The sequence below is a fragment of the Sphingorhabdus sp. genome, assembly GCF_041737645.1.
Taxonomy (GTDB): Bacteria; Pseudomonadota; Alphaproteobacteria; order Sphingomonadales; family Sphingomonadaceae; genus Sphingorhabdus_B.
Window position 1 is genome coordinate 1 of record NZ_JBGSRI010000044.1, and the last position, 25,856, is coordinate 25,856.

The 25,856-nt window shown below is 53.5% G+C and carries 19 protein-coding genes and 2 pseudogenes; 7 read left to right on the plus strand and 14 right to left on the minus strand.

What is annotated here, in order from left to right; genetic code table 11:
* Positions 1-237: 237 nt before the first annotated feature.
* The gene (locus ACEW72_RS06990; RefSeq protein ID WP_373475663.1) at positions 238-834 is read left to right on the plus strand and encodes a hypothetical protein; all 597 of its coding nucleotides are present in this window, start codon (positions 238-240) and stop codon (positions 832-834) included.
* A gap of 148 nt (positions 835-982) precedes the next feature.
* Here the strand turns inward: ACEW72_RS06990 and virB11 are convergent, their stop codons facing one another.
* The 9 genes and pseudogenes from virB11 to ACEW72_RS07035 all read right to left on the minus strand — a co-directional run bounded on the left by virB11 (position 983) and on the right by ACEW72_RS07035 (position 8,988).
* A complete protein-coding gene (gene virB11, locus ACEW72_RS06995) occupies positions 983-1,996 on the minus strand; it encodes a P-type DNA transfer ATPase VirB11 (RefSeq protein ID WP_373475664.1) in 1,014 nt (337 codons plus the stop codon).
* A gap of 4 nt (positions 1,997-2,000) precedes the next feature.
* On the minus strand, positions 2,001-2,996 hold the full coding sequence (locus tag ACEW72_RS07000) for a TrbI/VirB10 family protein (protein WP_373475665.1): 996 nt from the start codon (positions 2,994-2,996) through the stop codon (positions 2,001-2,003).
* A gap of 59 nt (positions 2,997-3,055) precedes the next feature.
* Positions 3,056-3,478 (minus strand): TrbG/VirB9 family P-type conjugative transfer protein, encoded by a 423-nt coding sequence (locus ACEW72_RS07005; protein WP_373475666.1) that lies wholly within the window; start codon positions 3,476-3,478, stop codon positions 3,056-3,058.
* Positions 3,475-4,269, minus strand: a complete 795-nt coding sequence (locus tag ACEW72_RS07010; protein ID WP_373475667.1) for a virB8 family protein — start codon at positions 4,267-4,269, stop codon at positions 3,475-3,477. Before ACEW72_RS07010 ends, ACEW72_RS07005 begins: the two co-directional genes overlap by 4 nt.
* Positions 4,269-5,486: a type IV secretion system protein gene (locus tag ACEW72_RS07015; protein ID WP_373475668.1), complete on the minus strand. Its 1,218-nt coding sequence runs from the start codon at positions 5,484-5,486 to the stop codon at positions 4,269-4,271. The genes ACEW72_RS07010 and ACEW72_RS07015 overlap by 1 nt, the downstream gene beginning before the upstream one ends.
* Position 5,487: 1 nt before the next feature.
* A pseudogene (locus tag ACEW72_RS07020) lies at positions 5,488-7,860 on the minus strand (VirB4 family type IV secretion/conjugal transfer ATPase).
* On the minus strand, positions 7,839-8,126 hold the full coding sequence (locus tag ACEW72_RS07025; protein ID WP_373475669.1) for a type IV secretion system protein VirB3: 288 nt from the start codon (positions 8,124-8,126) through the stop codon (positions 7,839-7,841). Before ACEW72_RS07025 ends, ACEW72_RS07020 begins: the two are co-directional and overlap by 22 nt.
* 7 nt (positions 8,127-8,133) lie before the next feature.
* Positions 8,134-8,457 carry a TrbC/VirB2 family protein gene (locus tag ACEW72_RS07030; protein WP_373475670.1) on the minus strand — a complete coding sequence of 108 codons (324 nt, stop codon included), beginning with the start codon at positions 8,455-8,457 and terminating at the stop codon, positions 8,134-8,136.
* A 159-nt stretch (positions 8,458-8,616) separates the two neighbouring features.
* On the minus strand, positions 8,617-8,988 hold the full coding sequence (locus ACEW72_RS07035) for a TrbC/VirB2 family protein (RefSeq protein WP_373475671.1): 372 nt from the start codon (positions 8,986-8,988) through the stop codon (positions 8,617-8,619).
* Between the two features lie 190 nt (positions 8,989-9,178).
* Between ACEW72_RS07035 and ACEW72_RS07040 the strand changes: the two genes are divergently transcribed.
* From ACEW72_RS07040 to ACEW72_RS07055, 4 genes are all read left to right on the plus strand, one after another.
* Positions 9,179-9,403, plus strand: coding sequence for an RHS repeat domain-containing protein (locus tag ACEW72_RS07040; protein ID WP_373475672.1), 225 nt, complete (start codon positions 9,179-9,181; stop codon positions 9,401-9,403).
* A gap of 110 nt (positions 9,404-9,513) precedes the next feature.
* Complete coding sequence (locus ACEW72_RS07045) at positions 9,514-13,653, plus strand: RHS repeat domain-containing protein (protein WP_373475673.1); 4,140 nt, start codon at positions 9,514-9,516, stop codon at positions 13,651-13,653.
* Between the two features lie 829 nt (positions 13,654-14,482).
* On the plus strand, positions 14,483-14,620 hold the full coding sequence (locus tag ACEW72_RS07050) for a hypothetical protein (RefSeq protein ID WP_373475674.1): 138 nt from the start codon (positions 14,483-14,485) through the stop codon (positions 14,618-14,620).
* A 60-nt stretch (positions 14,621-14,680) separates the two neighbouring features.
* Positions 14,681-15,067 (plus strand): hypothetical protein, encoded by a 387-nt coding sequence (locus ACEW72_RS07055; protein ID WP_373475675.1) that lies wholly within the window; start codon positions 14,681-14,683, stop codon positions 15,065-15,067.
* Positions 15,068-15,665: 598 nt separating this feature from the next.
* Here the strand turns inward: ACEW72_RS07055 and ACEW72_RS07060 are convergent.
* On the minus strand, positions 15,666-15,881 hold the full coding sequence (locus tag ACEW72_RS07060; protein ID WP_373475676.1) for a DUF5818 domain-containing protein: 216 nt from the start codon (positions 15,879-15,881) through the stop codon (positions 15,666-15,668).
* A gap of 776 nt (positions 15,882-16,657) precedes the next feature.
* Here ACEW72_RS07060 and ACEW72_RS07065 point away from each other — a divergent pair.
* Both ACEW72_RS07065 and ACEW72_RS07070 read left to right on the plus strand, forming a co-directional pair.
* A complete protein-coding gene (locus tag ACEW72_RS07065) occupies positions 16,658-18,859 on the plus strand; it encodes a DNA/RNA non-specific endonuclease (RefSeq protein WP_373475677.1) in 2,202 nt (733 codons plus the stop codon).
* 24 nt (positions 18,860-18,883) lie between these two features.
* Positions 18,884-20,896 carry a tyrosinase family protein gene (locus tag ACEW72_RS07070; protein WP_373475678.1) on the plus strand — a complete coding sequence of 671 codons (2,013 nt, stop codon included), beginning with the start codon at positions 18,884-18,886 and terminating at the stop codon, positions 20,894-20,896.
* Between the two features lie 454 nt (positions 20,897-21,350).
* On the opposite strand, the pseudogene ACEW72_RS07075 reads toward ACEW72_RS07070, so the two are convergent.
* The 4 genes and pseudogenes from ACEW72_RS07075 to ACEW72_RS07090 all read right to left on the minus strand — a co-directional run.
* Positions 21,351-21,464 (minus strand): annotated as a pseudogene (locus tag ACEW72_RS07075) (IS3 family transposase); the annotation flags it as partial.
* Between the two features lie 92 nt (positions 21,465-21,556).
* Complete coding sequence (locus ACEW72_RS07080; protein WP_373475679.1) at positions 21,557-23,971, minus strand: hypothetical protein; 2,415 nt, start codon at positions 23,969-23,971, stop codon at positions 21,557-21,559.
* A complete protein-coding gene (locus tag ACEW72_RS07085) occupies positions 23,968-24,930 on the minus strand; it encodes a hypothetical protein (protein ID WP_373475680.1) in 963 nt (320 codons plus the stop codon). The genes ACEW72_RS07080 and ACEW72_RS07085 overlap by 4 nt, the downstream gene beginning before the upstream one ends.
* On the minus strand, positions 24,927-25,856 hold a 930-nt coding region (locus ACEW72_RS07090; protein WP_373475681.1), incomplete at its 5' end, for a hypothetical protein. The genes ACEW72_RS07090 and ACEW72_RS07085, both read right to left, overlap by 4 nt.

Below are 25,856 nucleotides of genomic sequence, written 5' to 3' on the forward strand. Positions count from 1 at the left end.
GCTACGCCATGGGGAACCCGTTGCGGTATACCGATCCTACGGGCGAGTTCGTGCCGCTGCTAGTGATTGGCTTCTTGGTTGGATTTGATGCCAACCTCATCTATCAGCGCTATGAGGGTAAAGACGCGTGGCAACCTTGGAGCGATAAGGAGAGTTGTAACCCGTTAGACTTTTGGGAAGCGGGAGAATGGGGGCTAATAACTGCGCCAGTGCCTCCGGCGGTTAAATGGTGGAGATATGGCGCTGAATTTCCAAGAGGTGCAAAAAAATTTAGGGTGGCACCCTTTGGAAACCGAACCAATCCGCCGCACCCGACTGGACGGTAGCCGCACTATCATAGACCTAGAATTGGCCCTGATGGTAAGCCGCTCCCAGGGCAAGGAGGAGGGCGACACCGTCCTTGGGATACAAAGCCGCAAGACACGTCATTTTGGGATAGGTTTTGATTTTATGGAGCGGGCGATTTTTTCGGGAGACGGCCAAATTGAACTTTTTACAAGCATGGACGTGCTGGTAAACAATGTCGAATACTGGCTGTTGGAACAAACACCGTGTCGGGCCTTCTTGGAGGATGGCACTGAATATGAACTATTTATCGCGGAAGGTGCACATATCAATCGCCCTTTGAGCGCCAAGGCTTATTGGGTAGCTGATTTTCGCCACACGAGCGCTCGACCGTTGTCAGAAGTGGGTGCGAAACGAGATGAGCTTACTCGGATCTTAAAAAGCGGCTTGTCAAAATCAAACCGGCTGAGCGAAGTTGAGCAGAAAATCGACTACAGCCTTGAGCATGCCCTTCAATTGTTCGTGGAGCGTTTAGGATACTCGACTTAGGTCTTGTAGGGCAAAGCCATTACCCTTCTTGGCCTATGACGTGCGCGGACGCCTGTCGCAGGCCGGCCTTGCCTCCACCTCAGCCGCCCCGTTAAAGCGCACCGATTATCCGCATGGCACCAATGGCAGCCGCAAAGCTCAACAATCCCTAGGACTGCTGTTGCAAACTTGAATGGTTTCTATTCAAACACATGACACTGCCAACGTCCCGTTTCCCATAATCGCGATTTAGCTGCACAACGATATCCAAAGAATTCCTAACATACCTCACAACATCATCCCACCCCATGCGCGTTCCCGTCTCCATCACCAACAAAGCCAACTGATCGATAGCTCGTTCAGGGCTGTCAGCATGAATCGTGGTGATGGACCCCGGATGCCCGGTATTCACCGCCCGCATAAATGTTACCGCTTCGCTCCCCCTGATCTCGCCCAGAATGATCCGGTCAGGCCGCATCCGGAGCGCTGCAATTAGCAGATCTTCTGCAGTAACCTCAGCTTCACCCAACTCGCTTCTAGCCGCAATCAATCCCACAACATTAAGATGCTCGATCTGTAGCTCCGGCGTATCCTCAATGAGTATAAGCCGTTCATCAGCGGGTATCTCCCGCAACAGCGCATTAACGAACGCCGTCTTGCCTGAAGAAGTCCCTCCCGACACAAGGATATTGCGCTTGTTTCGAACCGCGTTGCGCAACATCAAAATAACATCAACATCAACATCATCGGTGACCGGCACGGCGCCCCGTATGTTTTCGTCCACTTTGACGATCCGCGTTTCGGCAACTGCTCCGCTGGCCCGGTAATCCTCCAACCCCAACCCAACCGACACATGCTTTCGAAACGCCAACGCAATCTCGCCCCTTGTCGCGGGCGGGATCACCGCCTGCACCCGCGTGCCATCGGGCAAGCTGGCGCTGAGCAACGGATGCTCGCGATTGATCCCCTGCGCTGTGACCGCTGCAATCTGTTTGACCATCCGAGCCAGCAGCTCCCCGGTAAGTTCAGGAACGAGACAGCGTTCAGGCGGCGAGCCGAGAACCTCGAACCACAACTCCCCCGGGCGATTGATATAGATGTCCGTCAGATCGGACCGCTCAAGCCAAGGCGCGAGGACCGCCAAATAGCTTTCCAGATAGATATTCTGCGGCGGTGCGTTCATTGCATTATTCGACCGCGATAAAATCAAGATCACGCGCAACAAACACCGACACGCTCGACCCATGCGGGACCTTGAGCGTTGGCTTGATGCTTTGGGGCGTGATGCCGCCCACGCTTTGGCTGCTACCCGGTAGCCCCACAATCACCGTGCCGTCGGCTACTTTGCGCGTAGCAATGCCAACGCCAATGTCGAGCGTCGATTGCAATATCGCGCCTGCAAAGCGCTCAAAGAAATGGCTGTTCACATTGCCCTTCACCCCGGCACGGCCCAGCGGATCGGCTGCAGGAGAATCCACCGCAATCTGCACGCCATCAGGCCGGGTCAATGTCTGCCATTGGACGAACGCCCGGTTCTGCCCTTGTACAAGGTCAGCCTTATATTCGCCCACCAGACGACTTCCGCGCGGGATCAGGATTCGGCTGCCATCAAACCCGCGCACATCACGTGAGACAATCGCGCGGGCAAAGCCTGGGCGATTGGAATCCAGCGCGGTCTCCAGCACCGCCTGGATAACCGCGCCTTTGGGAACCGTAGTGGTCGGGTTGGCGAGGCGCGTTGCGCCTGCGCGGGGACCAGCAAGGCTTTCGGGATCGGCGACCTTTGGAGGGGCAGCCAAGTCTGGAAGTTGCGACGGCGTGGAAGCAGGTGGGACATATCGATAATCCGGATAGCTTGGCGCGACATAGTCCGGCGCTGCTGGTCGTGAAGTGCCGCGCGGCGCACGTGGCATGATAGGCGTGGCTTGCGCAAAGGGACCGGGCGGACGCGATATGATCGTCGCCCCGAACGGTGGCGGATAGGCATCAGTCGGCGGCGCCGCTGGTATCGCGAGCGCGGGCGGTGCGGAGATCATGTCACTGGATCCGGCAGGCTGCGCTATTGTTGCCGGGCTGGTAGGTGTTATCCGCCGCGCTTCAAGCGCCGCAAACAGCGCAACAGCGCCAATGGCCAGTGCCGCGCCAAACACCCAGGCACCGCGTTTCGAGACTGCCCTTGCCACCAGCGGCCTCGTGTTGCCTGTAGTTCTGGCTGGAGCGTCAGATTTCATCGGTTCTGTTGTCACTTGCCGACCCGCTTTGCTTTCGCGCTCTTCTTGCCGATGCGGAACACAAGATCCCGGTGCACGCGGTCGATTGTAAAGACGCCGCTACGCATATAGCCATCGACCATCTCTTCTTCGCCAAGCGCGTTGAGCGCAAACACTGCTGGCAGCGCCTGTTCTTCGTCCCATTCCAGATACATATGGGTTCCATCATCACCGATCCGCACCGGTCGCAGGGATTTCTCGCCCGACAGCCGGTAAGCCGCAACGGGTTGGGCATTAACGACGCCAGCGTCTGTTTGCACAGCGTTCCCGTACCGGCCAGTTTCCGAGTTCTGACCTACAAACGCACTGGGAGATATGCTTGCAGGCGAACGCACCGCGCCTGCGTCAACCAATCCCGCAACCGGCAGCAGCGCGAACAACATCAGGCCGATCATCGAACAAGCTCTGCTTTGGGTGTGAGCGGCGTCCCGGACGTTTGATTTACACCGGGAGAAACGGCAGCAGACATTTCGGTGGGCGATGCTGCAACGTTAGACGGCGACGGTGCGGGCAGCGTCTCGGCATTACGGCGGTAGCGGATGACCTGGAACCCAAGCGGATTTGTCATCCGGTCTTCAGCGCTCATCGCAGCGCCGCTGAACCGGTAACGGATCACAGCTACCCAATGCTCAGGCATGGCCCCCGCGCTAGCCGCATCCCCGCGCTTCGTCGTGAACCGTACCATTGCGGTATCGCCTTCGAGCGAGGAGACCGAGAGGATCTTCACATCGACCACTGCCGTTCGTGGCAGCCGTGCAAGCGGGCTTTCCGCATTTGTTGCCTGCATGCCGTTGATATAGCGCGTGCGCGCATCGCCTGCCGACCAGAGCGCCACCTTGCGGTAGCTGTTATTCAAGGTGTCGATATCGAAGCTCTCGCGCTCGATCACATATTGGACAAGGAACGAGCGGATGAGCGCTGCGTCGGGATCGATCGCTCGGTTTTCAACGGGTTTCAGCTGCTCGACATAGCCAGTCTGCTTGTCGACCAGCAACGTGTAGGGAACCACGGTCTTGAGCGGCAGCATGACGATCAGCGCGATCGCTTCGATGAGCGCGACGGCTGTTGCTACGCCAGCGATGATCCAGGCTGTTTTGCGCGACGCCGCGATCTCGCGCTCGCGATCCTCCCCCCAGCTTGCCGCCGCGCGGTAATATTCATCGAGATCAAGTGCAGGCTTGTTCATTATTTCAGATCTCTCTTTCTGCCGGCATTTGAACCACGGGCGTAGCGCCGTGCCTCAGGCAGGCGTAGATGCTCGCCCAATGCCTCGACCCTTGCGCCGCCTGCTCCGGCCAAAGCCATGCGTTCGTCGGGGCGATTAAGGGCTAGGCTTCCGGGCAAGCGGTCAAAGCCACCACCGCGCTCTTCGCGCCGCAGGACCTGCGAAACGCTTTCGGCGATGAGCAGCGCGCGGGGCTGGGCATTACGCTCCCCATCAACAAAGCTCGCTGCAGGTGCGCTGCTAGCATTACGATCTCTCGCGATCTGGATGTGCTGCCACACACCTTGAACGCCCATTCCGCCAAAGAAGAATATCTTCGCAATCACGAACAGCAGCGCAAAGCTCACCACCATGAACACCGATGTGATGACGCTAAGCTCCGTCGGCGCAGACGGCGTCAACACCTGCGCACTGCGCAAGGCCAGTGCATCGCGCAGCCACGGCTCGAGAATGGCAAGCTGGACGCCCTGCAGGACCGATAGCGCCGCCGATCCCAGCCCAAGTGCACCAACTCCACGCAGCCAGCCAAAAAATAGGTCGCGCGTTCCGGCAAACAGCAGCAGCCCTGCCATCAAGGGCGCTAGCGCGAGGAAGAACCCCGCACCCAAGCGAACCAGCGCGAACGGTGCCAATATCCCTGCCAGATAGGCCATGCGGCCATCGGCAAGGCCTTCACGGTCGGTGACCGCAATACCTTCCAGCCTGTCACCGATGGTATCGCTGCGCACCGCGCCGCCCATCGTGCGTCCTGTGCCGTAGACGGTGAGGATTACGATGGCATCGTCGGCCGCCTGCATTCTCGACACCAAGTCGTTGCCGCTTCCAGGCAATTGCGATGCACCGGAGATTGCGCCTGCAAGCTCGCCCGGTGCCTTCATTGCGACATCGTAACCGAGCGTGCGCCAAGCGGGCCAGCTCGTCGCAAGCGTTAGCACGATGCCCAGTTTCAGCATATCGCCAACCAGCCCGCGCGCACGCATCTCTTCGCCGAGCATCAGCCGGTAACCGAATATCGCGATAAAAATGGTGAGTAGCCCGGTCAGCGCAATCGACATACCCGATCCGGGTTCAGCGAGCGCGCCATAGCCATAGGCGCCTATGGCCTGCGCCTGGCAGTCGATATGCGCGATTGCTTCGCTAAGGAACCGATTGCCGGTGGTGACCGATGGACAGGCCATGTCAGGCCTGCTCCAGCAATGCGGCGATCCAGTTGGCCGAATCGAAACCCTTGGCTTCTGCCATCTCGTCGTAGAGCCGGACCGTGGACTCGCGGCCTGACAGGATGGTGAGGATCTCCTTTTCGCCAGACAGGTTCAGCCGCGCAATCACGCTTTCATTGCCATGCCGGATGAGGAAGCAGTGCGAGCTATCTGGCAGAGTACGGATGAGCTCATATTCCTGTGTGGAGAGCCCGAAGCCGTCGATATAATCCTCGGCCCGCGCCTTGGGGTTGACCATGAAGATCTGCGTTGCCGCCTGCTCGATGATGGCGCTGGCGATTTTGCTTTCGAGCGCATCCTGCGCGCTCTACGTGGCAAAGCCGACAATGCCATTCCGTTTGCGAATAGTCTTTTCCCAATCCTTGATCCGGCGAACGAACACCTCGTCGTCGAGCGCCTTCCAGCCCTCATCGACCACGATGATCGAAGGCGTGCCGTCGAGCCGTTCTTCGACCCGGTGGAAAAAGTATAGCAATGCAGGCGTACGTAAGGTCTGATCGTCGAGAATCGCGGTCATGTCGAACCCAACGGCAGACGCGGCCAGATCGGTCAGATCCTCTTCATTGTCGAACAGCCACGCCCGCTCGCCCTCGCCCCACCAGGGCCGCATGCGCGAATATAGATCGTTGGCGCGCGGTCGTTTGCTTCCCCGGAATAGTTCGACCAGATGCCGCAAGCGTCGGTGCTTTGGCGGTTGCAGGAAATTGGCATCGATGGCATCCTTGATTGCCTCAAGTTCGTCGCCTTCAACATTGCCTGCGAGCAAGGAAAGCCACTCAATCAGGAACTGGCGGTTGACCGCGTTATCATCAAGCTGGAGCGGGTTGAGGCCAGAGCCAGCACCGGGACGCAGCCTATCATATTGCCCGCCAATCGCGCGGATGAACAGTTCTGCGCCCCGATCCTTGTCGAAGAAGACAATGCGCGGATTGAACTTGCGAGCTTGTGCCAAGAGGAAGTTCAGCACCACGGTCTTGCCCGAACCCGACGGCCCAATGATCGTGAAATTGCCAAGATCATGATGGTGGAAGCTGAAGAAATAAGGCCCAGCCGCTGTAGTTTCGAATAGCGTCACCGCATCGCCCCAGTGATTGCCACGCGGGCGTCCAACCGGAAAATTATGCAGGCTTGCAAGCCCTGCAAAGTTCGCGGTCGAAATGAGCGCCTTCCGGGCGATATATTTGAAGTTGCCCGGGAACTGCGCCCAGTATGACGGTTCAAGAGCGACATCCTCGCGCACTGCGACGATGCCCAGATCAGCCAGCGTCGCGGTGACTTCAGCAACCTGGGTATCGAGGACATCGAGTGACGTGGCGCGCAAGGCTATGCTGCTATGGTGCTCGCCAAAGCTTGCTCTGCCTGCCGCGACATTGTCCTTGGCGAGGGATAACTCATTTCGAAGCGAGGTCGCTTCGTCATCAGTTGACCGCATCCGGCGCAGCGCGAGGTTCATGCGTCCCAATGCTTCGCCGCGTTCGATAAATGCGAAGCTTTGCGTGACCGTCATCTCGAAAGGCATGCGGTAAAGCTCGTCGAACATGCCGGACAAGGTCTGCGCTGGATAATCCTTGATTGAGATGACCGCCCCGAAGCTTCGAGGCACATCGCCAGCAGGCGCAAGCTCGAATGCATCGTCGCCAAAGCTAATCCGGCGGAACGGGATATGCTGGCCAAGATCGCCATAGGGTAGGACTACGGGGCGCATCTGGCCGTTGTAGAGGTGCGATAAAAACTCCAGCGGCTCGGAGCGATAGCCGTGGGCGCTTTCATAGACACTCAATATACGAGGGTTGTAACTGTCGAGTGACGCAACAAGCGCTTCGCTGGCTGCCGTGAGTGCGCGCAGTTCGGCGGCCTCAGATGCTTGTCGGTCAGTTGCAGCCTTGCCTGCAAAATCGCGTATACGGTCAAGCATTCCGACTCGGCCTTGCATCGGCCGGCGGACGATCGTTATGAACAGTTCGTTGACATACATTTCGCGGGTGGCAAGCCGCGCGCGCCAACTTGCATCAAGCTTCCGCGAGAAATCATCGGGAAACTCGGCTTCGAGCAGTGCTTCGGCGCGCCGCCGGACAACATGGTGATAAATGGCAAAGCGCGAGGAGCCGACGCTGCGCAGCAGCGTATCGCGAAGCTCAGCGCGGTAGTTGAGCTCATCAGTATCGGCGGTCTCGAACAGCAATCCGCCCAACTTTATCGTTTGCAGCAATAACCCGTCGCGCGTTTGCAGGGTTACATCATCGACGTGACGCGCATAGGGAAGGTGTGAGCCTGCAGCCTGTTCCTTTGCCCAAATAGGAGCTTTAGTGGTCATGGCCGGTAGGAGTTGCATCCCCATGCCTCATGATTCTTGACGCGGGGGCAGCGGCTCATGCGCGTAATCCAAAGATCAAAGAAGCGCGGTTCGCGCAGGCATAGCATCACGCCTGCAAGATGAATGAAGAGCGCCACGCCGAGCGCCCATAAGCTTCTGAAGATAAGGAAAAACTCCGCGGCTATGACCGCATTGGCGATAAAATAGCTGTAGGTAACACCAGCAAACATCTGTGGACGCGTTAGCGCTACGAAGACGGGCTCACGCTTCAAGGAGCTTGCCATGTTCCGGTCAGCCGCCCGCTGCCGAGCGAATGCCGCCCACGATGCTCGTTGCACCAAACAGAATGAAGCAACCCAAGATAACTACTCCGCCGTGCCGCCAGTTGAGACGTCCGGTGAGCATCATGAACCCGACCGCTGCGACCGCGATGACAGCTGCCACGGTTGCGACCGTTCCGAGCAACGTTCCTTGCAGCCAACCAAACGCATTGACGATGACGCCCGAACCTTGCGGATCAGGAGGCGCAAAGGCAAAGGCAGGAGATGCGGCAAGGAACAGTAAAGTGGCGCCTGCTTTAAGAAGAAAGCCAAATTGGTTCAAATCATCCTCCATCAAGTTGCACGGGAATTACATGAAGTGATTCCATATCACCTTGATACACACAGAGAATTTGCTTCCGTCAACTTTATTGATGGCTAACAGATATTTACCATATTCGGACGTCATTGCGCACGGGGGCGGGCAGTTGCTGCTCCACAGATACATGGCATGTTATTGCAATTGCGGAACCGCGGCCCCAGCATAGGGGTCCTGTGCAGGAGCATTTCTCGGCATTTGAGGTGCGACCGAGAGAGGAGGCATCTGTTTTAAAACGCTAGGCGTGGCCGCTCCACTACCTCGTAGGGTGACCGACATTTGATAGGCAATCAGCGGCGCTCCGAATAGGATGAAGGCGCCCAATGCCACGCGCCCGGCGGCGTGAAGGTCGAAGCGGCCCCAAAGCATCCCGAAGCCAAGTATCGCTAACGCTAGGATGGCAATGCTGGTTGCAGCTTGTCCGACCAGAGCCTGTGCGACCCAGCCGATCGCTGTGGAGATTGCGCCACCGTTCTGATCGCCAAGGCTGATGTTAGGAAGAGCCATATTATTTTCTCGATAAAGAAACTGGATTTCTGTACCAAATTATCGCCAGCCCACTTCTAGTCAAATAAAATAAATGCTTAATACATTGTTGATTATCTATCTGCGTTGACAGTTGTTTGGCGCTGGATAATAATAAAAACAATCAGAAAAGTTATCGTTATTTAAACCTGATCTACGAAGGGAGTGGAGTATGAAACACGTCTTTTATTTGGGTACAGCAATTGCGCTGATTGCCAGCGCCCCGGCAAACGCCACTGAGACCCAAAAATACCGCTACGACGCCAAAGGCCGCCTCATCAAAGTCGAACGCACGGGCACCATTAACAATGGTGTAACCACCGAGTATACGCACGATAAGGCCGATAATCGAACTCGCCTAAAGACCACAGGCTCGCCTAACGCCCCACCACCGTAAAAGTGCACTGGCTGCTTTCGCCGGCCTTCGAAACCACACATTCCCCATCAGTAATATTTTTGCTTCATTCCAGAAAGCTGAGGAAAGCCATGCCTAACCAAGCCCGAAAAATGAGCCGTAAATCAAGCTCATTGTTGCTCACCTCTGTCCTTGCGTCTGGCTTTGCAGCGCCGGCCTTCGCCCAATCAGTCACGCCAACTCCATTACCCTACACCTGGGAGGACAAGAATGGCGTTGAATTGGTGACCGGAAGGGTGGAAACTGCTGACATATTTTTGACTGTGGGAGGTGAGAGCAACGGTCTGTCGTTAGGGTTTGAAACGGCCTCAGGAATTTGGGGCAACAACAGCTACACAGGAAAAATTGTCGTTCAGACAGTCAGTTCTGTTACAACGGCAACGGTCGATTTTGGCGGATCCTCTGAGTCCTTCACGGTCTCTGGCTCCACTTATACATCAAAGAAGGCCGAGGGCAGTACGCTGACGTTGGCTGGAAATTTATATACTTATACGCTGCCCAATGGGACAGTGATTATGTTTGACCGTTCGATCTGGCCGACGGCGGGTACTCAAAATGCCTTGCCTACTTCCGTAACAAACCCTGACGGCGGTGAAATCAAGATTCATCGCAAAGCCGGCGTCAGCCGTATTCAGTCGATTACAAATAATCGTGGGTATCAGCTGAAATATGGATATGCGAATGCAACCAGTACCGACATCACAGATGTCAAGGCTATTAACAATTCTGTAGATTATTGCGATCCAGCTGCAGATGCGTGTGTCGGTCTGACGCAGGCATGGCCTAGCGTGTCGGTAAGCCGAACTGCTTCGACCGCGTCGGTAACCGATCCTGAGAATCGAACTACGCAATTCTCATTCGAACTTTACGGCAAGCTGGCGAGCCAAAGACTGCCGGGCCGTTCTTTAGACAATATCATTGCCTCATATGTGTCTGGTTCAACCACTTGGCAAACCGTAAGATCTCTAACCAAAGATGGAATTTTATACAATTACGACTATGTTAATACGCCGCTTGGGGGTTCAACCTACTGGGCTGAGACTATTGCAACAGGCCCATTGGGAATTTCGCACAAAAGCCGTAGGCTTTCGGCAACCGCCCAGATGGGAACGCTTACGGACGGCTTAAATAGGGTCACCGGCTACACCTTTGATGCAAATTTGCGCTTGACCTCAGTTAATGGTGTAAATGGGAATGGCTCACGCACTTATGACGCACGCGGCAACATCCTCTCATCCAAATATGTTGGCGGCAGTGCGGCTGCGAGCGCGCCGACTAAAAGCTTCAGTTATCTTGCGTCCTGCTCCAATCCTAAAATATGCAACAAGCCGCTGACTGCCACGGACCCGATGGGGCGAATTTCAGATTTCACTTATGATGCGGCAACCGGTCAGCTTCTGACTACAACCGCTCCGGCTGCGACCTCTGGTGGAACCCGCCCCAAAACAACTTATTCTTACGCTACAAGACAGGCCTATTTCAAGAACAGTTCGGGCACGGTTGTTGCATCGGGGCAACCAATATCGGTCCTGATTTCAGCTTCGACTTGCCAAACACTCGCTGCCTGCGTTGGCACGGCAGATGAGGTGTTAAAAGTCTATGACTACGGCCCGCAAAGTGCTGGGATCGGGAACAACCTTTTGCCCGTATCAGTGACAGTTAAAGCAGGTGACAATTCAGTTTCTGCAACCACGTCATTTACTTATGATATGATCGGCAATGTCGTTTCGGCCGATGGGCCGCTGCCCGGCCCCGACGACACGAGCCATTTCAGGTATAACAAAGTGCGAGAGGTTATAGGTCAAATCGGTCCTGACCCCGATGGGTCAGGTCCAAAGCCTCGAGTGGCAAAACGAACCAGTTACAATCCGGATGGTACGGTGTCGCAACTCGAAATCGGGACGGTGAACGGAGCAAGTGATACAGATTGGGCGGCATTTGTGTCGTCGCAGCAATCTGTGAACAGCTATGATGCCTATGGTCGTCTTGTCAAAAACACGGTTACCGCTGGCGGAACGACAATCGCTGTGACTCAATATAGTTACGACAGCGTCGGCCGTCTGTCGTGCACGGCCCAGCGTATGGATCCGGCACAATGGAATTCGCAAACCGATGCATGTACACCGCAGACTACCGGTGCCTTTGGCCCAGACCGAGTGACGAAAAATACTTATGACATTGCCGACCAGTTAATCAAGGTCCAGACGGCATTTGGAACAACAGATGTCGCAGATGAAACGACGATCACCTATGAAATCTATGGTAAAGTTGAAACTGTAACCGATGCGAAGAGCAACAAGACTACATACAGCTATGATGCGTTCCATCGGCCGAATAAGGTGGCATATCCACTAGCCACGACGCCTAATGCTAGTTCTACGACCGATTATGTACAGCTCACATATGATGCCAACAGCAACGTGACGCAGCGGCGTTTGCGTGATGGAGCAGTAATAAATTACAGCTACGACAATCTGAATCGGCTGATATCAAAAGACGTGCCCAACATTGCCTTTGGCGAAAGGGATACCACCTATACCTACGACCTTTTGTCACGGCTGATCTCCGGCAACAACAGCGACGGCTTGTACACATGGTTCAGCTATGATGCATTGGACCGGATGACGAGCGATAATAACTATTATTCTGGTAAATCGCTTGCATATGATATCGCTGGCCGGATGGTAAAACTGACATGGCCAGATGGAAACTTTATCAGCTATGACTATGACGTAACTGGCAATGTGACGGCCATCCGAGAGAACGGCGCGACATCGGGCGTGGGAGTTCTAGCGAGCTACACCTATGACAATCTCGGCAGACGGTCGGGCATAACGCGCGGAAATGGCACCGTAACGACCTATGGCTATGACCCCGCATCGCGTTTATCATCCTTGTCGCAGGATCTGGGCGGCAGTGCGCATGACCAGGCGACCACACTTGGCTATAACCCAGCGGGCCAGATCGACACGCTGACCAAAACGAACGACGCTTATGCATGGGGTTCGCACTATAACATCGACCGGTCTTACGCCACGAATGGGTTGAACCAGCTGACTAGCGCTGGGGCAACGGCGCTTGGCTATGACGGACGTGGCAATCTGACAGCCTCAGGCAGCCTTGCTTATAGCTATACATCTGAAAACCGGCTGGCGACGGCACCGGGTAGCTCCTTGTATTATGACCCGACCGGACGGTTGCTTTTTTCGACCGTCGGAACACGGTTCGACTATTTGGGTGGAAAGCTTGTTACCGAGCGTGATGGAGCAACAAACGCGATTACGCGCCGCTATGTTCCCGGCTCTGGGGTTGACGAGACGGTAGTCTGGTATGAGGGTGCTGACTTTAGCGATCGCCGCTGGATGCATACAGACGAGCGCGGCTCAATTACTGCGGTCACCAACGGCAGCGGAACTGCTATTGCTATTAACACATATGACGAATATGGTATTCCTGCAACGAGTAATCTGGGTCGTTTTGGTTATACGGGCCAGGCTTGGTTGCCGGAGATCGGCATGAGTTATTATAAAGCGCGCATGTACTCCCCAACGCTCGGACGATTCATGCAGACTGATCCTATCGGATATGATGATGGCATGAACATGTATAACTATGTTGGTAGCGACCCTGTGAATTCGACTGACCCCAGTGGGATGACGGATGCGGATATTGTTGTCACAGGAGGCCAAAAAGTCTATCCTGGAGTTGTTTGCGATACTGGACGATGCGATCAGTTCCGAGGTTCTGATAACGGGGGAGTAGATGGAAGCGCTTGGAACGGCATTTATAGTTTTATTGATGCGGGTCAAACGGCTTTGCCTCCGGCTGGGAAGAAGAAGTCGCAAAGTGGGCCGTGTCCTGCTATCAAGCCTAGGCGTAATATCGGCAATACTGGTCTTGCAGGCGCCGCCCTTGCCGATCCTACGGGCTCGGTGATCACCGGGGATGTATATATGAGGGCGAACGAGGCGGCTGACAAACGATATGGCCGATCAGACAGTAGGCATGGGCAATTTCGGCATGTTTATGCAGCCGCTGCTCTAACCAGACTTATAGGCCCTAACCGGGCTCTTGCCTTTTTGAATGCCGGCGAAGTCACTGGGAATAACAATATGGCGGATCGTGTCCAAGACAATTACAACAATGATCTCGGAGTGGCATTGGGGCGTAACTCTTCGCGGTCAATCGATAGGATCGCTGAAGATGCACTGGCCAACGGCTGCGTAAGATAGGTGCGAAATGTTCGAGAAACACAAGGTAGTAACAGCGATATCTTTGATATCATTCCCGATATGGATATTCACTGTTTTCGATTTTACATTTGCCGAATGTTATATCGATGATGGCTGTGGAAAAATTGACCCTTGGGTGCCCATCATTGTCCTTACCACATCGATTTTTGCTAGTTTATTCTCAGGATGGTTGGTGGCGTTCCTGGTGAGGGCTTTCACCAGAAGAGCGTAAATTTTTGCCGCAAAGTGGAGCTGGTTGTTCTCAAGCGGTGTTGGATGCTGCTCACTTGCTAAGCGACTTATCGGAAGGCTTGAGCAAAGGTGGAGATGCGTTCATCTATACGGGCGCGGCAGTCGCTGTTGGTTCGGCTCTTACGGCTGCTACCGGAGTCGGTGCTCCAGTCGGAGTTGCAGGTGAAATTGGGGCGGGTACCCTTCTTAGCTTCGGTTTGGGTGCAAAACTCCTTGGCGGAGCCGGCAAGTGGCTTGGTGATAGCGTTGCGGCTATTCAAACAGGCAACGATAGTGGATTCATGGCTGCACAAGGTTCTGCTGTTTTCGGGTTGGTGCCTGGTCGCGGCGGTCTCCTCGGTGATGCGCTCCAGGACGCCGTCGCAGGAGCTGCGGGGTCGTCCCTCGGGTCTAGTTCCAGTCCTCGCAGTTGTCCAGCGAGCGGGAGGTGAGCTTAGTGATCATATATCTCTTCTTTCTTGCATTATGCATCCTATTCGCATTACGACCAGTTTTTTATCGCTATTTTTTTCAAGTTCGCGCATTTCATAGAAATTCGAAGATAGACATCGCGGCATTTCTACTCCTGTTTCTGATTATGAATCCTTATGTCTTCATCTATACTGCAAAAGTAATTGAAAATTCGACCGTAACCGCATTGGCCTTTTTGTTCGGGATCATGCTTTTCGGATTTTATATTTTGACGAGTATTCCAAAGGAACTGGTCCGATCATAGTCCGAGTAACAATCCTCACCGCAAAGGGTGCAGCGCCCGTCTCCATGCCAAGCTGCCTTTTTGAAGGGTCAGTTGGGCAGTCGTGGACTGCCGACCAGCCAGATTGATAACCTGAAATTTGTTTCAGGCCTCGACTCGGGTGCCAATGCCCTGACGCGCCGAGCATTTAATGGTGGAGCGCGTGCGGTGACCCAAGGGAGTACCGTTTACGTTCAGCCAGGCAGCTTCGATTCGGTGGCCAATTTTCGCTCACCAACGGGATTCGAAGAGGCTTATCACACGGCTCAATTCGCTTCCAATAGCGGGTTCTATTTTACCTACGGCATTCTCTCCATTGGCGGTCTTCTCGCTACGGGCGATTCCTATAACGGCAATGTCTATGAGGCTTTCGCGAAGGGTGCATCACAGCAAATGTTTGAAGCATCCAAATCGGGAATGTGCGGGTAGCCGTTTTGCAAGCACAACCATAATGATCGGAGGAATGTGATGAGCTGGCGTGCCATTGTTTTTGCACTTGTAGTGGTGATTTTGTTGTTCGTGCTGATGTTTTATTCCGGCATGTTCATGCACGGCGATCCCGCGTGAGGTAGCATCGTGGCGAATAGCAACATAGAAGCTATGTCACGGTGAACATGGGAAACAGTGCCATGATGGTGCCCGCGAGGGCTGCTTTGCAAACCGTGCGATCCGGTTCATGCCAATGTCCGGTTCATGCCAATGTCCGGATCGTGCTTCGAAAGTGATTGACTGACCGGCACACGGTACGCGAGTCCGCGGTGATGTTATCGTGTTGAAGTGGCCCGGTAAAGACACCGGGGACGTGCTCGACTGCTGTGAGAAAATTGCTGGCTAACGAGGATGTCGACAATGCGATCTCTGATGCGGTGGAAAAAGGTCTCTCCCCGCCAAACTGGGTTGGTGTTCCACTTAACATAAGATATATTATCGTACTTTCAATGTTGCGAAAATTGTATAGAGTTGAAGCCCCTTCTTTCCAAATAATGACGCCGTTTGTGGAAAGCTTCATCGGCTATAACATATAGTGTTAATTCAATGGGCGATCAGGTCCGAGGGTATCGACATCGATCAGACCTTGGGCAACTATGATGCCGGAAATGCGAACACGTTTTTCGACGTGATCCACAGGAACGCGGTGCATATCGAGTTTCCAACGTCCACCAATATCACGGCGCAGCGCAAATCCTCCACCGTCGCGGATGAGCGTGCCTGTTTCTTCGACTCTGCTACCTATGACTGTCATGATTCTGCGTTTACCTAAAACCACGAATTCAATCTATAGAGTATTCAAATCTTCGCGCTATTATTCAGGCCGGAAGTGTGTGACTGGCTGCTCGTTCAACAACTTGCTTCGATGGATTGCTGACCTGCCGCCAGCTCCCAATACTAAACGTTCCTTAGCGTAGGCGCCTACCGCTAGCTTTCCGGACGTCCACGGGCTCAGATTGATCCGTCGAAACCTGCGATTGGGTGATCGCCTCCTATTGGCTGAAAAGGATCTGGATCAAGTCTATCTGCGGGTTGGGGTAGTTTCGATAGTCCGCTATTACGTATCCCCTATTTTATGTAGCCTGAGACCACGTAGTTCTGCCCCTCCGCAAGGGCAGCCTAGTCTGGTCATTGGTAGCCTGATGTACCCAAGCAGAAAATAGCGACGGCGGAATGAGTGAGCTGCGTTGCTCATTCGGGCGGATTAGTTTGTTGCTGTCTTATTAGCTGTCTGTCAGTCATTGATGCATCGAGGCTAGAGGTTGGCCAACAAACAAGAACCTGACGGGCGTCGAAATAGACCCGCACACGCGGACAAATCTAACCCTCTTACCGCAGCTGCAATTTCTAATTTCCGCCGTACGTTATTTAATAAACGTACAATTTTGCAAGTACACATCTTGCAAAAATGCTGTAACATTATTCTGACATAAACAGGTGACGGGACGTTTTAAATTTGATCTTTGCCCCATCACAAACGGAATTGGTGCCGATAATTTAGTCAATCTTTCGATATAGTAGGGTATACCGATGGGCGTCTTTGCAACCAAGCAGCTCTTGGCACAAATTGAGAAAGCCCAAGCTCGCTCGTCTGAGGTTGACCTTGATACGCTCATCAGCGCCGCAAAGGACAAGACCCCGGCCGAGCTTGCCCCGGTAGCCGAGCAACGCGAGCGGCGGGAATTTCTGATCCGTTCCATGCAGGATGAGGCGGCGGCCGAGCGGGTTTTTGAACGGATTCTGCAAGGCAATGAATTGCAGGATGTCGCTTATCTTGAAAAAGGTGAGATTGCAGCTCGTGCGGTATGTCGGATCGTGATCGGCGGGCAGCGCGGTAACTACGGTACGGGATTTCTTATTGCGCCCGGCGTTCTCATCACCAACAATCATGTTCTACCTGATTCTGTCACCGCCAGTCTTTCGCGCGCTGAGTTTTCCTACGAACGTGATCTGCTCGGTAATCCGAAAGAGCCGGCCGAATTTCGGTTAGATACAGCAACTTTGTTCTACACCAGCAAGCTACTTGATTTTACAGTCGTTGCGGTGGCTGATAGTAGTAACGGCTCGCTCGCGGCTTATGGCTATTGCCCCTTGGTGGCAGAGCTCGGCAAGGTTACCGAAGGCGAGTGGTTAACCATCGTGCAACACCCAAATGGTGAGCGCAAGCAGCTATGCGTGCGCGAAAACCGGATGATTTATTGTGGTGACGATGTCCTTTGGTACACCACAGACACGCTTGGCGGTTCGTCGGGCTCGCCCGTATTCAATAATGATTGGCTAGTGGTTGCACTGCATCATAGCGGAGTGCCCGAGCGCAAGAATGGTGTGATCCAAACTGTTGACGGCCGAGATTTTAATCCGGCAGTCGGCCAAGAAACCGACATCAAGTGGATCGCTAACGAAGGCATCAGGGTCTCTCGGATCGTCAGCACGCTAAAAGTAGCGAAAGGTGACCATCCGCTGTTGCAAACTGTCTTTGCGGCCAATGCTACGACTGCCATGCAGGCATTTGTCGGGCAGGCAGCAATTCAGCCATCTAAAATCAGCAATCTCGCTATTTTGCCCCTAACTTCTCAGAAAATGGAGAACGCCATGAGCGCACCTGTGATAAAGTCGATCCCCGTCATGTTAGACGTGCATGCCGATAACAGTGTCACGGTCAGGCAGTCTGGTCCTGAAGCAGAGTCCTTCAACACCAGTAATATGATGGAGCGCAGCCCTCGCAGCGAGAGCACATTGCGCGCAAACGAGATAAGCGTCCGGATCGACCAAGACTATTCCAATCGCAAAGGATTTGATCCAAATTTTTTGGGTGCGGATTCGCTGGTTACATTATTGCCAACGCTTATTGACGAAAGCGTCGCAGCGCCGCTTCTTAGCGATAGCAGCAAATATGTGCTCGATTATCACGGCTTGAGCATTGTCATGAGTGCCGACCGGCGCTGGGCGATCTACACTGCTGCCAATCTCGATTTTGACAACCGCTATAAAATGTCGCGGCCTGCCGATAAATGGGAGGAGGATCCCCGGATTTCGTCCAAACACCAAATCGGCGAGTTTTACTACCGTGGCAACAAGTTCGACCGCGGACATCTGACTAGGCGTGAGGATATGGAATTCGGTCCAGACAGGGACGCAGCATTGCAATCAGCGGCCGACACCCTGCACTTCACTAACTGCGTACCGCAACACGAAAAGTTCAACCGGAACAAAGAATTGTGGCAGGGCCTCGAACTTCATATTCTGGAAAACTCCATCAAAGCCAAAGCGTTTCGTGCTCAGGTGTTTACAGGTCCGGTCCTTGAAGAAGACGATCCGGTCTATCCCAAATTCGACAAGATCCAATATCCAGTGCGTTTCTGGAAAATCGCAGTCGCGGTTGCCAACGTTGCTGGCAAAGATCGGCTGTTCGCCGCAGGTTTCATTCTCGACCAGAGCAACGTCATCGCACAATATGGATTGGAAGCGGTCGAAGTGCCGTTTGGGGATTTTGACAGCTATCAGGTCAGAATCAGTGAGATTGAAAAACTGACCGGGCTGCGTTTTGGCAGCGGTAAGAATGGCAAGACGCCACTTAGCACTTACGACCCGCTCGAGACGCCAAGCGGCGACGTTGCGGTTCGGCTACGTCGTCGCCGCGCCGTGCATCTGCAGGAATCAACAGGTGGCAGCATATTGGAGGCTCCCGAGAACTATGTGCCTCTGTCGCAGTTTGATGACATCATTAGCTGACTTGGAAGAATAGGAGAGACGGCGATGGCTGGCGACGCACAAGGCAAGGTCAATGAACTACTTGGTGCGACTGCGGCACCTACGGGACGCAAGGCGTTAGAAAATCTTGGGTTTGAGGCAACCGGGACCGGTAGAACCCAGGAAACCGGACCGCGTTTCAGCGTTTTTAATACTCATCATATGGATGCCGCCGCAGCCTTTGCCGATAGCCTCAGCGCAGAAGCGCAGATGCTGAAAGGCCAGACGTCCGACGATGAAATCGTCATGATCCTGGCCGACCGGGTTTCGGCGCAAGATGGTGCGTTGCAGCGCGGCATTGCCGAGCACGGATTCAAGCTGTTTATCACCCATAATCCGGTCGGCGCCGTTGTGCGAGTGCCCAATCTGATGTCACGTATGGCACCATTCAAGGCCAATATGATGCAAGAATCGACGGTTGAGCTCGGCGGTATCGCCGAACCGGCCGAGGAAAACCGCCTGAATTGGTTCCGCGAGGATCCGATCGCCAATGAACATCACGAACATTGGCACATCGTCTACCCGACACGGGAAACTGCCGACCGTCCGATCCAGGACCGGCACGGCGAGCTGTTTTTCTACATGCATGCACAAATGCTCGCCCGCTATGATGCAGAGCGCATGGCTGCCGGGCTTGCTCGGGTTCAGCCATTCGCCGATTATACACAGCCGCTAGTTGCAGGCTATGATCCGGGCAGGCTACAAATTGGCACCGAAAGCTATGCACCTCGCTTGGCGGATCAATCATGGGGACCGATACCTGGCGGCGAGACCCCGGCAGATCATGAAGCGATACGTGACAAATTTGACATCGCTGTCGTTACACTCCAACTGACCGGCGGTTCGGCCCCATTGCCATTATCTGGCCATGCAGGCAGCGATGCATTGGGAGCAGCCAATGAACCGAACAGCAAGGGGCTTAATCAGCACAACCAACATTACGGTAACCATCACGGTGGCGGCCATATGTTTACCGCCTATCTTGGGGCAACCGACGAAAAGCCGTTTGGCGTAATGGCAAATACCGCAACTGCAATCCGCGACCCGTTTTTCTGGCAGTGGCACAAGCATGTTGATGATATCAATTTCCGTTATCAGGAAACCCAACCGAGCCATGACTTTGCTGAAGCACCTCCTGTCATCTTCGGTGGTGGTGATGATGAGGGCATTGTTTTAATGGACGAAGCTTCGCTAGAAGCGAATGTTCCGGACAACATTCCGCAAGATGCTTATTTGCAATTTGCACTTGGTAATGAGCGTTTCACACTGTCAGCGGCAAAAGCCAATATAGCGTTTCAGGCCGATCTAGGTGAGGGGCCAGTTCCACTTAGGTTGGAAACGACAGATGTCCTTAGTACAGAAATGCGTAAAGGAGTGTTCGAGCTGTTTGCCCCCGATCTCTCAGGTAAACAGTTCACCTATCCTTATCTGTGGCATCATCCGTTCCGCTACGCGGTGCGGCTATTAAACCAGTCTGCAGTGACCCAGACGGTAACAGTGCGGATATTTTTGTGTCCTGCCGCCGTAGGTGGCGGCGCGATCAACGATGGATGGCTGAACGAACGCCGTCTTTGGATAGAGCTCGATAAGTTTGAAGCGCTCCTGCAGCCTAGTGAACCGACAGTCGCGTCCAGACGCGACAAAAGCTCGTCTGTCATCCGACGCCCGGTGTTCGAGCCGCACCATGTCACGGATGTTAACTATCTGCCCGAACAAGATGACCCCGAATATAACCCGTTTTGTGAATGCGGTTGGCCTTATCATCTGCTCATTCCGCGCGGTACTGTGGAAGGCATGCAATTCGCACTGCTCGCCGTTATAACCGGCGATGACAATTTGGTTCCGCAGGGGCATTGCGGCTCCATCAGCTTTTGTGGTGCGCGTGATCAATATCCTGATATCAAGCCGATGGGTTATCCATTCGACCGCCCACTGGCAAAACCGATACGCGAGTTGGTCGCGGACACTCCGACTATGGCGATGCGCTTCATCACCATCAAGACCGCGCCGGACCCTTGATCATCAAGGCTAGAACATGCAAGCTTGTGCCAACCGCTGCCTTGCACGCACTTGGGCTTCTTTCACTGGCGGTTTCGCCGTTACACACGCGAAGCGACCAACGGATGCTTAAAATTCCACTGTGCGGTTCCGCAGGCGGTTGGACCGTCATTGAAATAGAAGGCGATCGCCGACAGCCACTGCACGAAGACTATGATTCAGGCCAATGTAGCCATTTGCTTCGACCACGCAAATCCGGCCTAAAGGAAGACCAAGTTAATTGAGGCGGATCTGTCAACTTGGCAGACTATCCTTCACATAGTGTTGGTATGTTATGAAGCGTTAGGCCTTATACATATTCGATCAGTTCCTCGATACGCTTATGTGGGGCGCTCTCGCGCCGGCCATGATATTTGAGCTCACGGATTTGCTGTTTGGTGAGCGGATTGCGTGACTGCGACGGACGGGAGCCCTTGCGGAGGCACACAGCCATATCGAGCGCCCTGATTGCCAGGTCCTTCTTCATCCTGTCGCTGACCGCCCAACCAACGACGCGCCGGCTATTCAGGTCAGGGATCACCGCGAAATATGCCAGCGTGCGCGGCATCACGTATTAGCGAAGGCTCTAACGCCGGGTTCGGAGTATCTGAAGGATTTATGACTCGGAGTTGCTTGCTGCTTTTAAATACTTAGCCAAGGTCGATCACACATATGCTCAATTTCATCAAAGCGCTGTTTGTCATAGGGGAAAACGAACAACGTGTTTTCAGGCAAGGTTGCCCTGAATTTTGCCAATTCGCGACGTAGGTTGTGCCCGTCACTCGTGCCATGTAGGCTACGAGCCAGTCCATAATTAACAATGACCCTGGTGAATAAACTTATGTCGGTTTTTCCTGGCTTAAATTTTAATGAATACATCGAGTGTTTCTGCGCAAATTTTTGTGTTAACAATTTCGCATATTGCTGAATCTTCGAATTTTGCAAATCCAGCAAACCTAGCGCGACCAAATTTGTTTCGATTCTGCGTTCCAGTTCGATAAGAGTGTTCTTAACCGGACGATTATTTGGCGATGAATTTTTACCGGAAGACTCAATCCGTTCTGCTAGCCTTAACTTCATGTTCCAGTACTTGTCGGCGATGTCAGAAGCTTCCTGTTCTTCTGAAGGCTCTTTCAGACACGCAATTGCATATCGATGAAAGAAAAAATGAGTAAGCCGCAACGCCAAGCCTTCAGCTTCAAATCGCTCAGCGGCCACGTCAAGCGGCGGAGTATCTATGTCAAACTCGCCTGATTTTTTTCTCTCTCTGGCAAAAATACCCTCGGCTTTGCCGATTAGGGCAGAGCATTCAGCTAAATGCGAAAGTTTTTTTGCGCTGTGCCGGACGCAAAAGGCTTCAAGATAGCAAGCCTCTCGCCCGTTCGCCCCTTTGCTTTCCTCATCGCTGAGCCGCTCCGAAATTTCACGTGCGCGCCGCGCCATGATGGAAGCATTGCGCCAACGTCCACGACCCGCGAACAAAGCTGCATGGCCTAGGTAAAATGCGTACCCTGACGGATCATCTTCCGCTAATCGAACTAGCCCTTCATCGTATTCCTTCTTATCGAATTTATCTGTGCCCCAGTTCCGAACTTCTCGGATAAATTCCTCTGCTTGTTCCCATTTTTCGAAGAAAATCGGTACTACATTCCGTGCTCTATTGGCTTGTGGTAACCGATACTCTGCCTCGAAACTTAGTTGGACGACAGCTTCCATATACTGAGATAAAGATTCAAGCCGTCGTTCCTCAAGCTTTTCTTGTAGTCGGGACCGAACAATTTCCAGAGCTGACGCGCCGCGTCGTTCTTCGGCCGTGAGGGTAGGTAAATCGAATTTGACTGGGGGATTTAATGTCACTGTCTGCCGAGTGAAATCAGACCATTCTTCTTCAATTTTCGGCGCTGGGTCACCTGTCACTGCTTCAAAGCGCTTTAACATCGACTCCAGCGCCAACGGAACCGTTCGCCCCACGAACCATTCGTCTCGCAATGTGGCAAGTTCGATTTGCGTGTGGTCATCACCGCCTGGCTCTATTAGTAAGCGAAACCATTCTGCGAGACCCCGCGCGGTAATACGTGAGTCTGTCGAATTGACGTCGAGCACGCCGTCTTCGGCCAAATAGGCCCGAGGATGCCTTATAAAGGATCGTCCGAACGAATGCTCAAACCAGTCGCATTTATATCCGCTTGCTGCGTCGAGAATCCGGTGATCTGATGTGATATAGATTACTCTCCAGTTCTCCCGACCCGATGTGACAATTTCCAGGTCGGCAAGCGCCTCATTCCAGACCTCGATACGAGAAAGAACTTCTGCATCATTTGCCAGCAGGTCGTCACGCCAGATAACGCTTTGCTGTTCCAGCCTTTGGGCCCATCCGTTTTCGCCATCACGTTTTTCAGAATATGTAAATCGTGCCAATTGGGCGGCAAATCCCAATGGTTTGATGATGTCGGAAATCGCTGAGGGAAATCGGCTAGTTTCAAGTGGCTGCAACGCACCTGTCGTTAAAAAACGAGCTATTCGTCTCGCTTCGGCAGCAGGACCCATATCCTCGAAAATCAACGCCTGTAGTTCAGGAGTGAGGTTTTCAACTTCCTGTGCGGACAGTTCGCCATCACTGAGCCTTGCCACCAAATCAGCAAGTCTCGCTATAAATTCACCGTCTCGCTTAACCGGATCCTTTCCGTTGAGCGCATGAATCATGCCTTCTACTTCCAAGTGCATTGGAGGAACGAGTAAAATGGGCGCATGCTTACCCAGCGCACCACTAGCCAGAAAGCCGGCCAATCCGCGGGCTATGCTGGTGCTCAATTCACGGCTGTCTTCTTCAAAAACGTGACCGAAGCCTACAAGGTATCTACCATCAATTGAGCCGCGTTGCGAATGCGCGTATTGAGCGGGAGATCCGACAAATGCGACAACATTAGAATCTATCGCATATATATGCCGCCGACCCTTCGCTTCAGCTTCTAAATCATCGCTGCGCGGCCGCATTAACAACCACTGTAGAGCTGCGTCGGCTAGCCGAGGTGCAAGCAAAGGAGCAGAACCCGTCATGCAGTAACGCCTATTTCGTTAACTTGAGCTGCTGTTTGCGCCGCTAGCGCCAGCAAACTCTCTCCGACAAAATCGGATTTAAACTCGCTATCGCGTTCGTCTGCCCCCAAGTTGCTGACAAGAGGCTGCAGCTTCCTCCTATAGGTCCTCATCCAAGAATTGAGGTTCGGATCAGAACTGTAGTCAAAGACGGCGGCCGCCCACCATCCCAAAGATTCATCATCGGTTGAGCGTGGGAAGCTGTAGCGCGCGAATGCTTCTGCAACGACTGCTTCGTTAACAATTTCCGCTACCGCCCGAAACAGCGCAATACGGCCCTTTTGCAGCAATTCTGAAGCAATATCAGTCCGTTCAACCAACTGCGCATGCAATTTATCGCGCAAGTGATCGAGACTATCTTCCAACCTCTCTGGATCGGCACGGCAAAGCGACAGTAGCCCTCGTGACGCGTACGCGGTCGGAAAAATAATGGAACCTGTAACCCTCAGAAGCTCTTCATATGCTTCGGGGTGCTGGTTGGACAGGTCGAGTGCTAAGGTCTGTGCCGTGGCCAAAAGGCTTTGGCCATATTCCACGTGCTTTAGATGAGGCTTTGAAAGAATTGCTCCTCGGAGATAAGGAAGCAGCTCGATTGCTCCAACTTTCGCACCTGTCTCAAGCATTCTTGTTCCGGCCAGTATCGAAAGCGTATCTGCAAATGTCAGCCGCGCGACTGCTAACGCCAAACCTTTTCGAAATGATATTTGGGTTGAAGTAGGGAGGACGACGTACGCCGCGGCAATATCATCTGAAATATCTTCGTAGACACCAAGAAACTGCTGGACAGGTCCGAAAGGCCTATCGTCTGATTCGCCGCGTTCAAACGCTAGGAAGCCATGTCCTATCCATTCCGCAAATTGTTCGGAGTTAAAATCCACTAACGAAGCAATCGCCTCGCGCTCGACTTCGCGAACGCTCAAGGTTTTGGGCCTAATATCGTTTCCACGAAGGCTTTCGAATTTCGCCTCCTGGCAATATGTTTGATAAAAGCGTCGTCATCGTCAACGTTGGCCTCCGTCCCTCGTGTCGACCGCACAACCCCTAGATACTCGGCGACAATTCGTTCACCAGTCGCAAACCGCTCAGCTTGCAGGCTTAACAACACTCTCTCGCTGCCTCCTGGTTGAAAAGCTTCCAAATCGACGGTTCCCCCCCAAGCCGATGACTTATTTTTACGATGCGCTTTAAAACGTCGGTTATCAATCCCCTCGACGAAACTGGGACGCCAATGTCCTGCATCATTCGCAACTGAACACGGGTAATGCAGTAAAAACAGATGGTTTGGCGACGCTGCAGCTCCAATGCCTATTGTTGGTTTGTGATGGATGAGACCCAGATAGTCGCGTAGGAGATCGGCCAAACCGAGCGCCGCGCGAGGATGAGAACGAAGCGCCTCTATTTCTTCTCTTCGCGTAAACCAGACCAGTGGGCGCCCATGATTTTTCCCCCTTTCAATTGTAAAACTTCGATCAGCTTCGCTTATTGCGCCGAAACTCGTGATCCACGAACAATCTCCAGATCGATCAGGGTATGCCGTAGGAATATTTATTCCAAATGGAACATCCGCCAATCTCAACTTGTCTTCAAATGACATCAATCGACATATCGTCGCAGCACCGACAACAGTTGAAATTTCAGCACCAAGTCCCCGACATGGTGCTAATTCAGGATTTGCAAATTCTGGGACGTCTGGCCCTGAAGGATAATACGGCTTTTCCTTCCCGAAGCACACTTCGCATAGCGCAGATACAAATCCGTCATGTGTTCCAGGAAATTTGCTGTATGACTTCGTAGCCTTCCGAAAAACCTTCTTTGCTTGCGCCAGACCAGCAATACCCTGCTGATC

What these genes read in the sequence shown, in the direction of transcription:
- ACEW72_RS07030 (WP_373475670.1), bottom strand. Translation starts at nt 8,457, where the DNA reads ATGGAGGATGATTTGAACCAATTTGGCTTTCTTCTTAAAGCAGGCGCC.
- ACEW72_RS07080 (WP_373475679.1), bottom strand. Translation starts at nt 23,971, where the DNA reads ATGACGGGTTCTGCTCCTTTGCTTGCACCTCGGCTAGCCGACGCAGCT.
- ACEW72_RS07040 (WP_373475672.1), top strand. Translation starts at nt 9,179, where the DNA reads ATGAAACACGTCTTTTATTTGGGTACAGCAATTGCGCTGATTGCCAGC.
- ACEW72_RS07045 (WP_373475673.1), top strand. Translation starts at nt 9,514, where the DNA reads ATGAGCCGTAAATCAAGCTCATTGTTGCTCACCTCTGTCCTTGCGTCT.
- ACEW72_RS07010 (WP_373475667.1), bottom strand. Translation starts at nt 4,269, where the DNA reads ATGAACAAGCCTGCACTTGATCTCGATGAATATTACCGCGCGGCGGCA.
- ACEW72_RS07015 (WP_373475668.1), bottom strand. Translation starts at nt 5,486, where the DNA reads ATGGCCTGTCCATCGGTCACCACCGGCAATCGGTTCCTTAGCGAAGCA.
- ACEW72_RS07005 (WP_373475666.1), bottom strand. Translation starts at nt 3,478, where the DNA reads ATGATCGGCCTGATGTTGTTCGCGCTGCTGCCGGTTGCGGGATTGGTT.
- ACEW72_RS07060 (WP_373475676.1), bottom strand. Translation starts at nt 15,881, where the DNA reads ATGACAGTCATAGGTAGCAGAGTCGAAGAAACAGGCACGCTCATCCGC.
- ACEW72_RS07050 (WP_373475674.1), top strand. Translation starts at nt 14,483, where the DNA reads ATGAATCCTTATGTCTTCATCTATACTGCAAAAGTAATTGAAAATTCG.
- virB11 (WP_373475664.1), bottom strand. Translation starts at nt 1,996, where the DNA reads ATGAACGCACCGCCGCAGAATATCTATCTGGAAAGCTATTTGGCGGTC.
- ACEW72_RS07035 (WP_373475671.1), bottom strand. Translation starts at nt 8,988, where the DNA reads ATGGCTCTTCCTAACATCAGCCTTGGCGATCAGAACGGTGGCGCAATC.
- ACEW72_RS07070 (WP_373475678.1), top strand. Translation starts at nt 18,884, where the DNA reads ATGGCTGGCGACGCACAAGGCAAGGTCAATGAACTACTTGGTGCGACT.
- ACEW72_RS07025 (WP_373475669.1), bottom strand. Translation starts at nt 8,126, where the DNA reads ATGGCAAGCTCCTTGAAGCGTGAGCCCGTCTTCGTAGCGCTAACGCGT.
- ACEW72_RS06990 (WP_373475663.1), top strand. Translation starts at nt 238, where the DNA reads ATGGCGCTGAATTTCCAAGAGGTGCAAAAAAATTTAGGGTGGCACCCT.
- ACEW72_RS07065 (WP_373475677.1), top strand. Translation starts at nt 16,658, where the DNA reads ATGGGCGTCTTTGCAACCAAGCAGCTCTTGGCACAAATTGAGAAAGCC.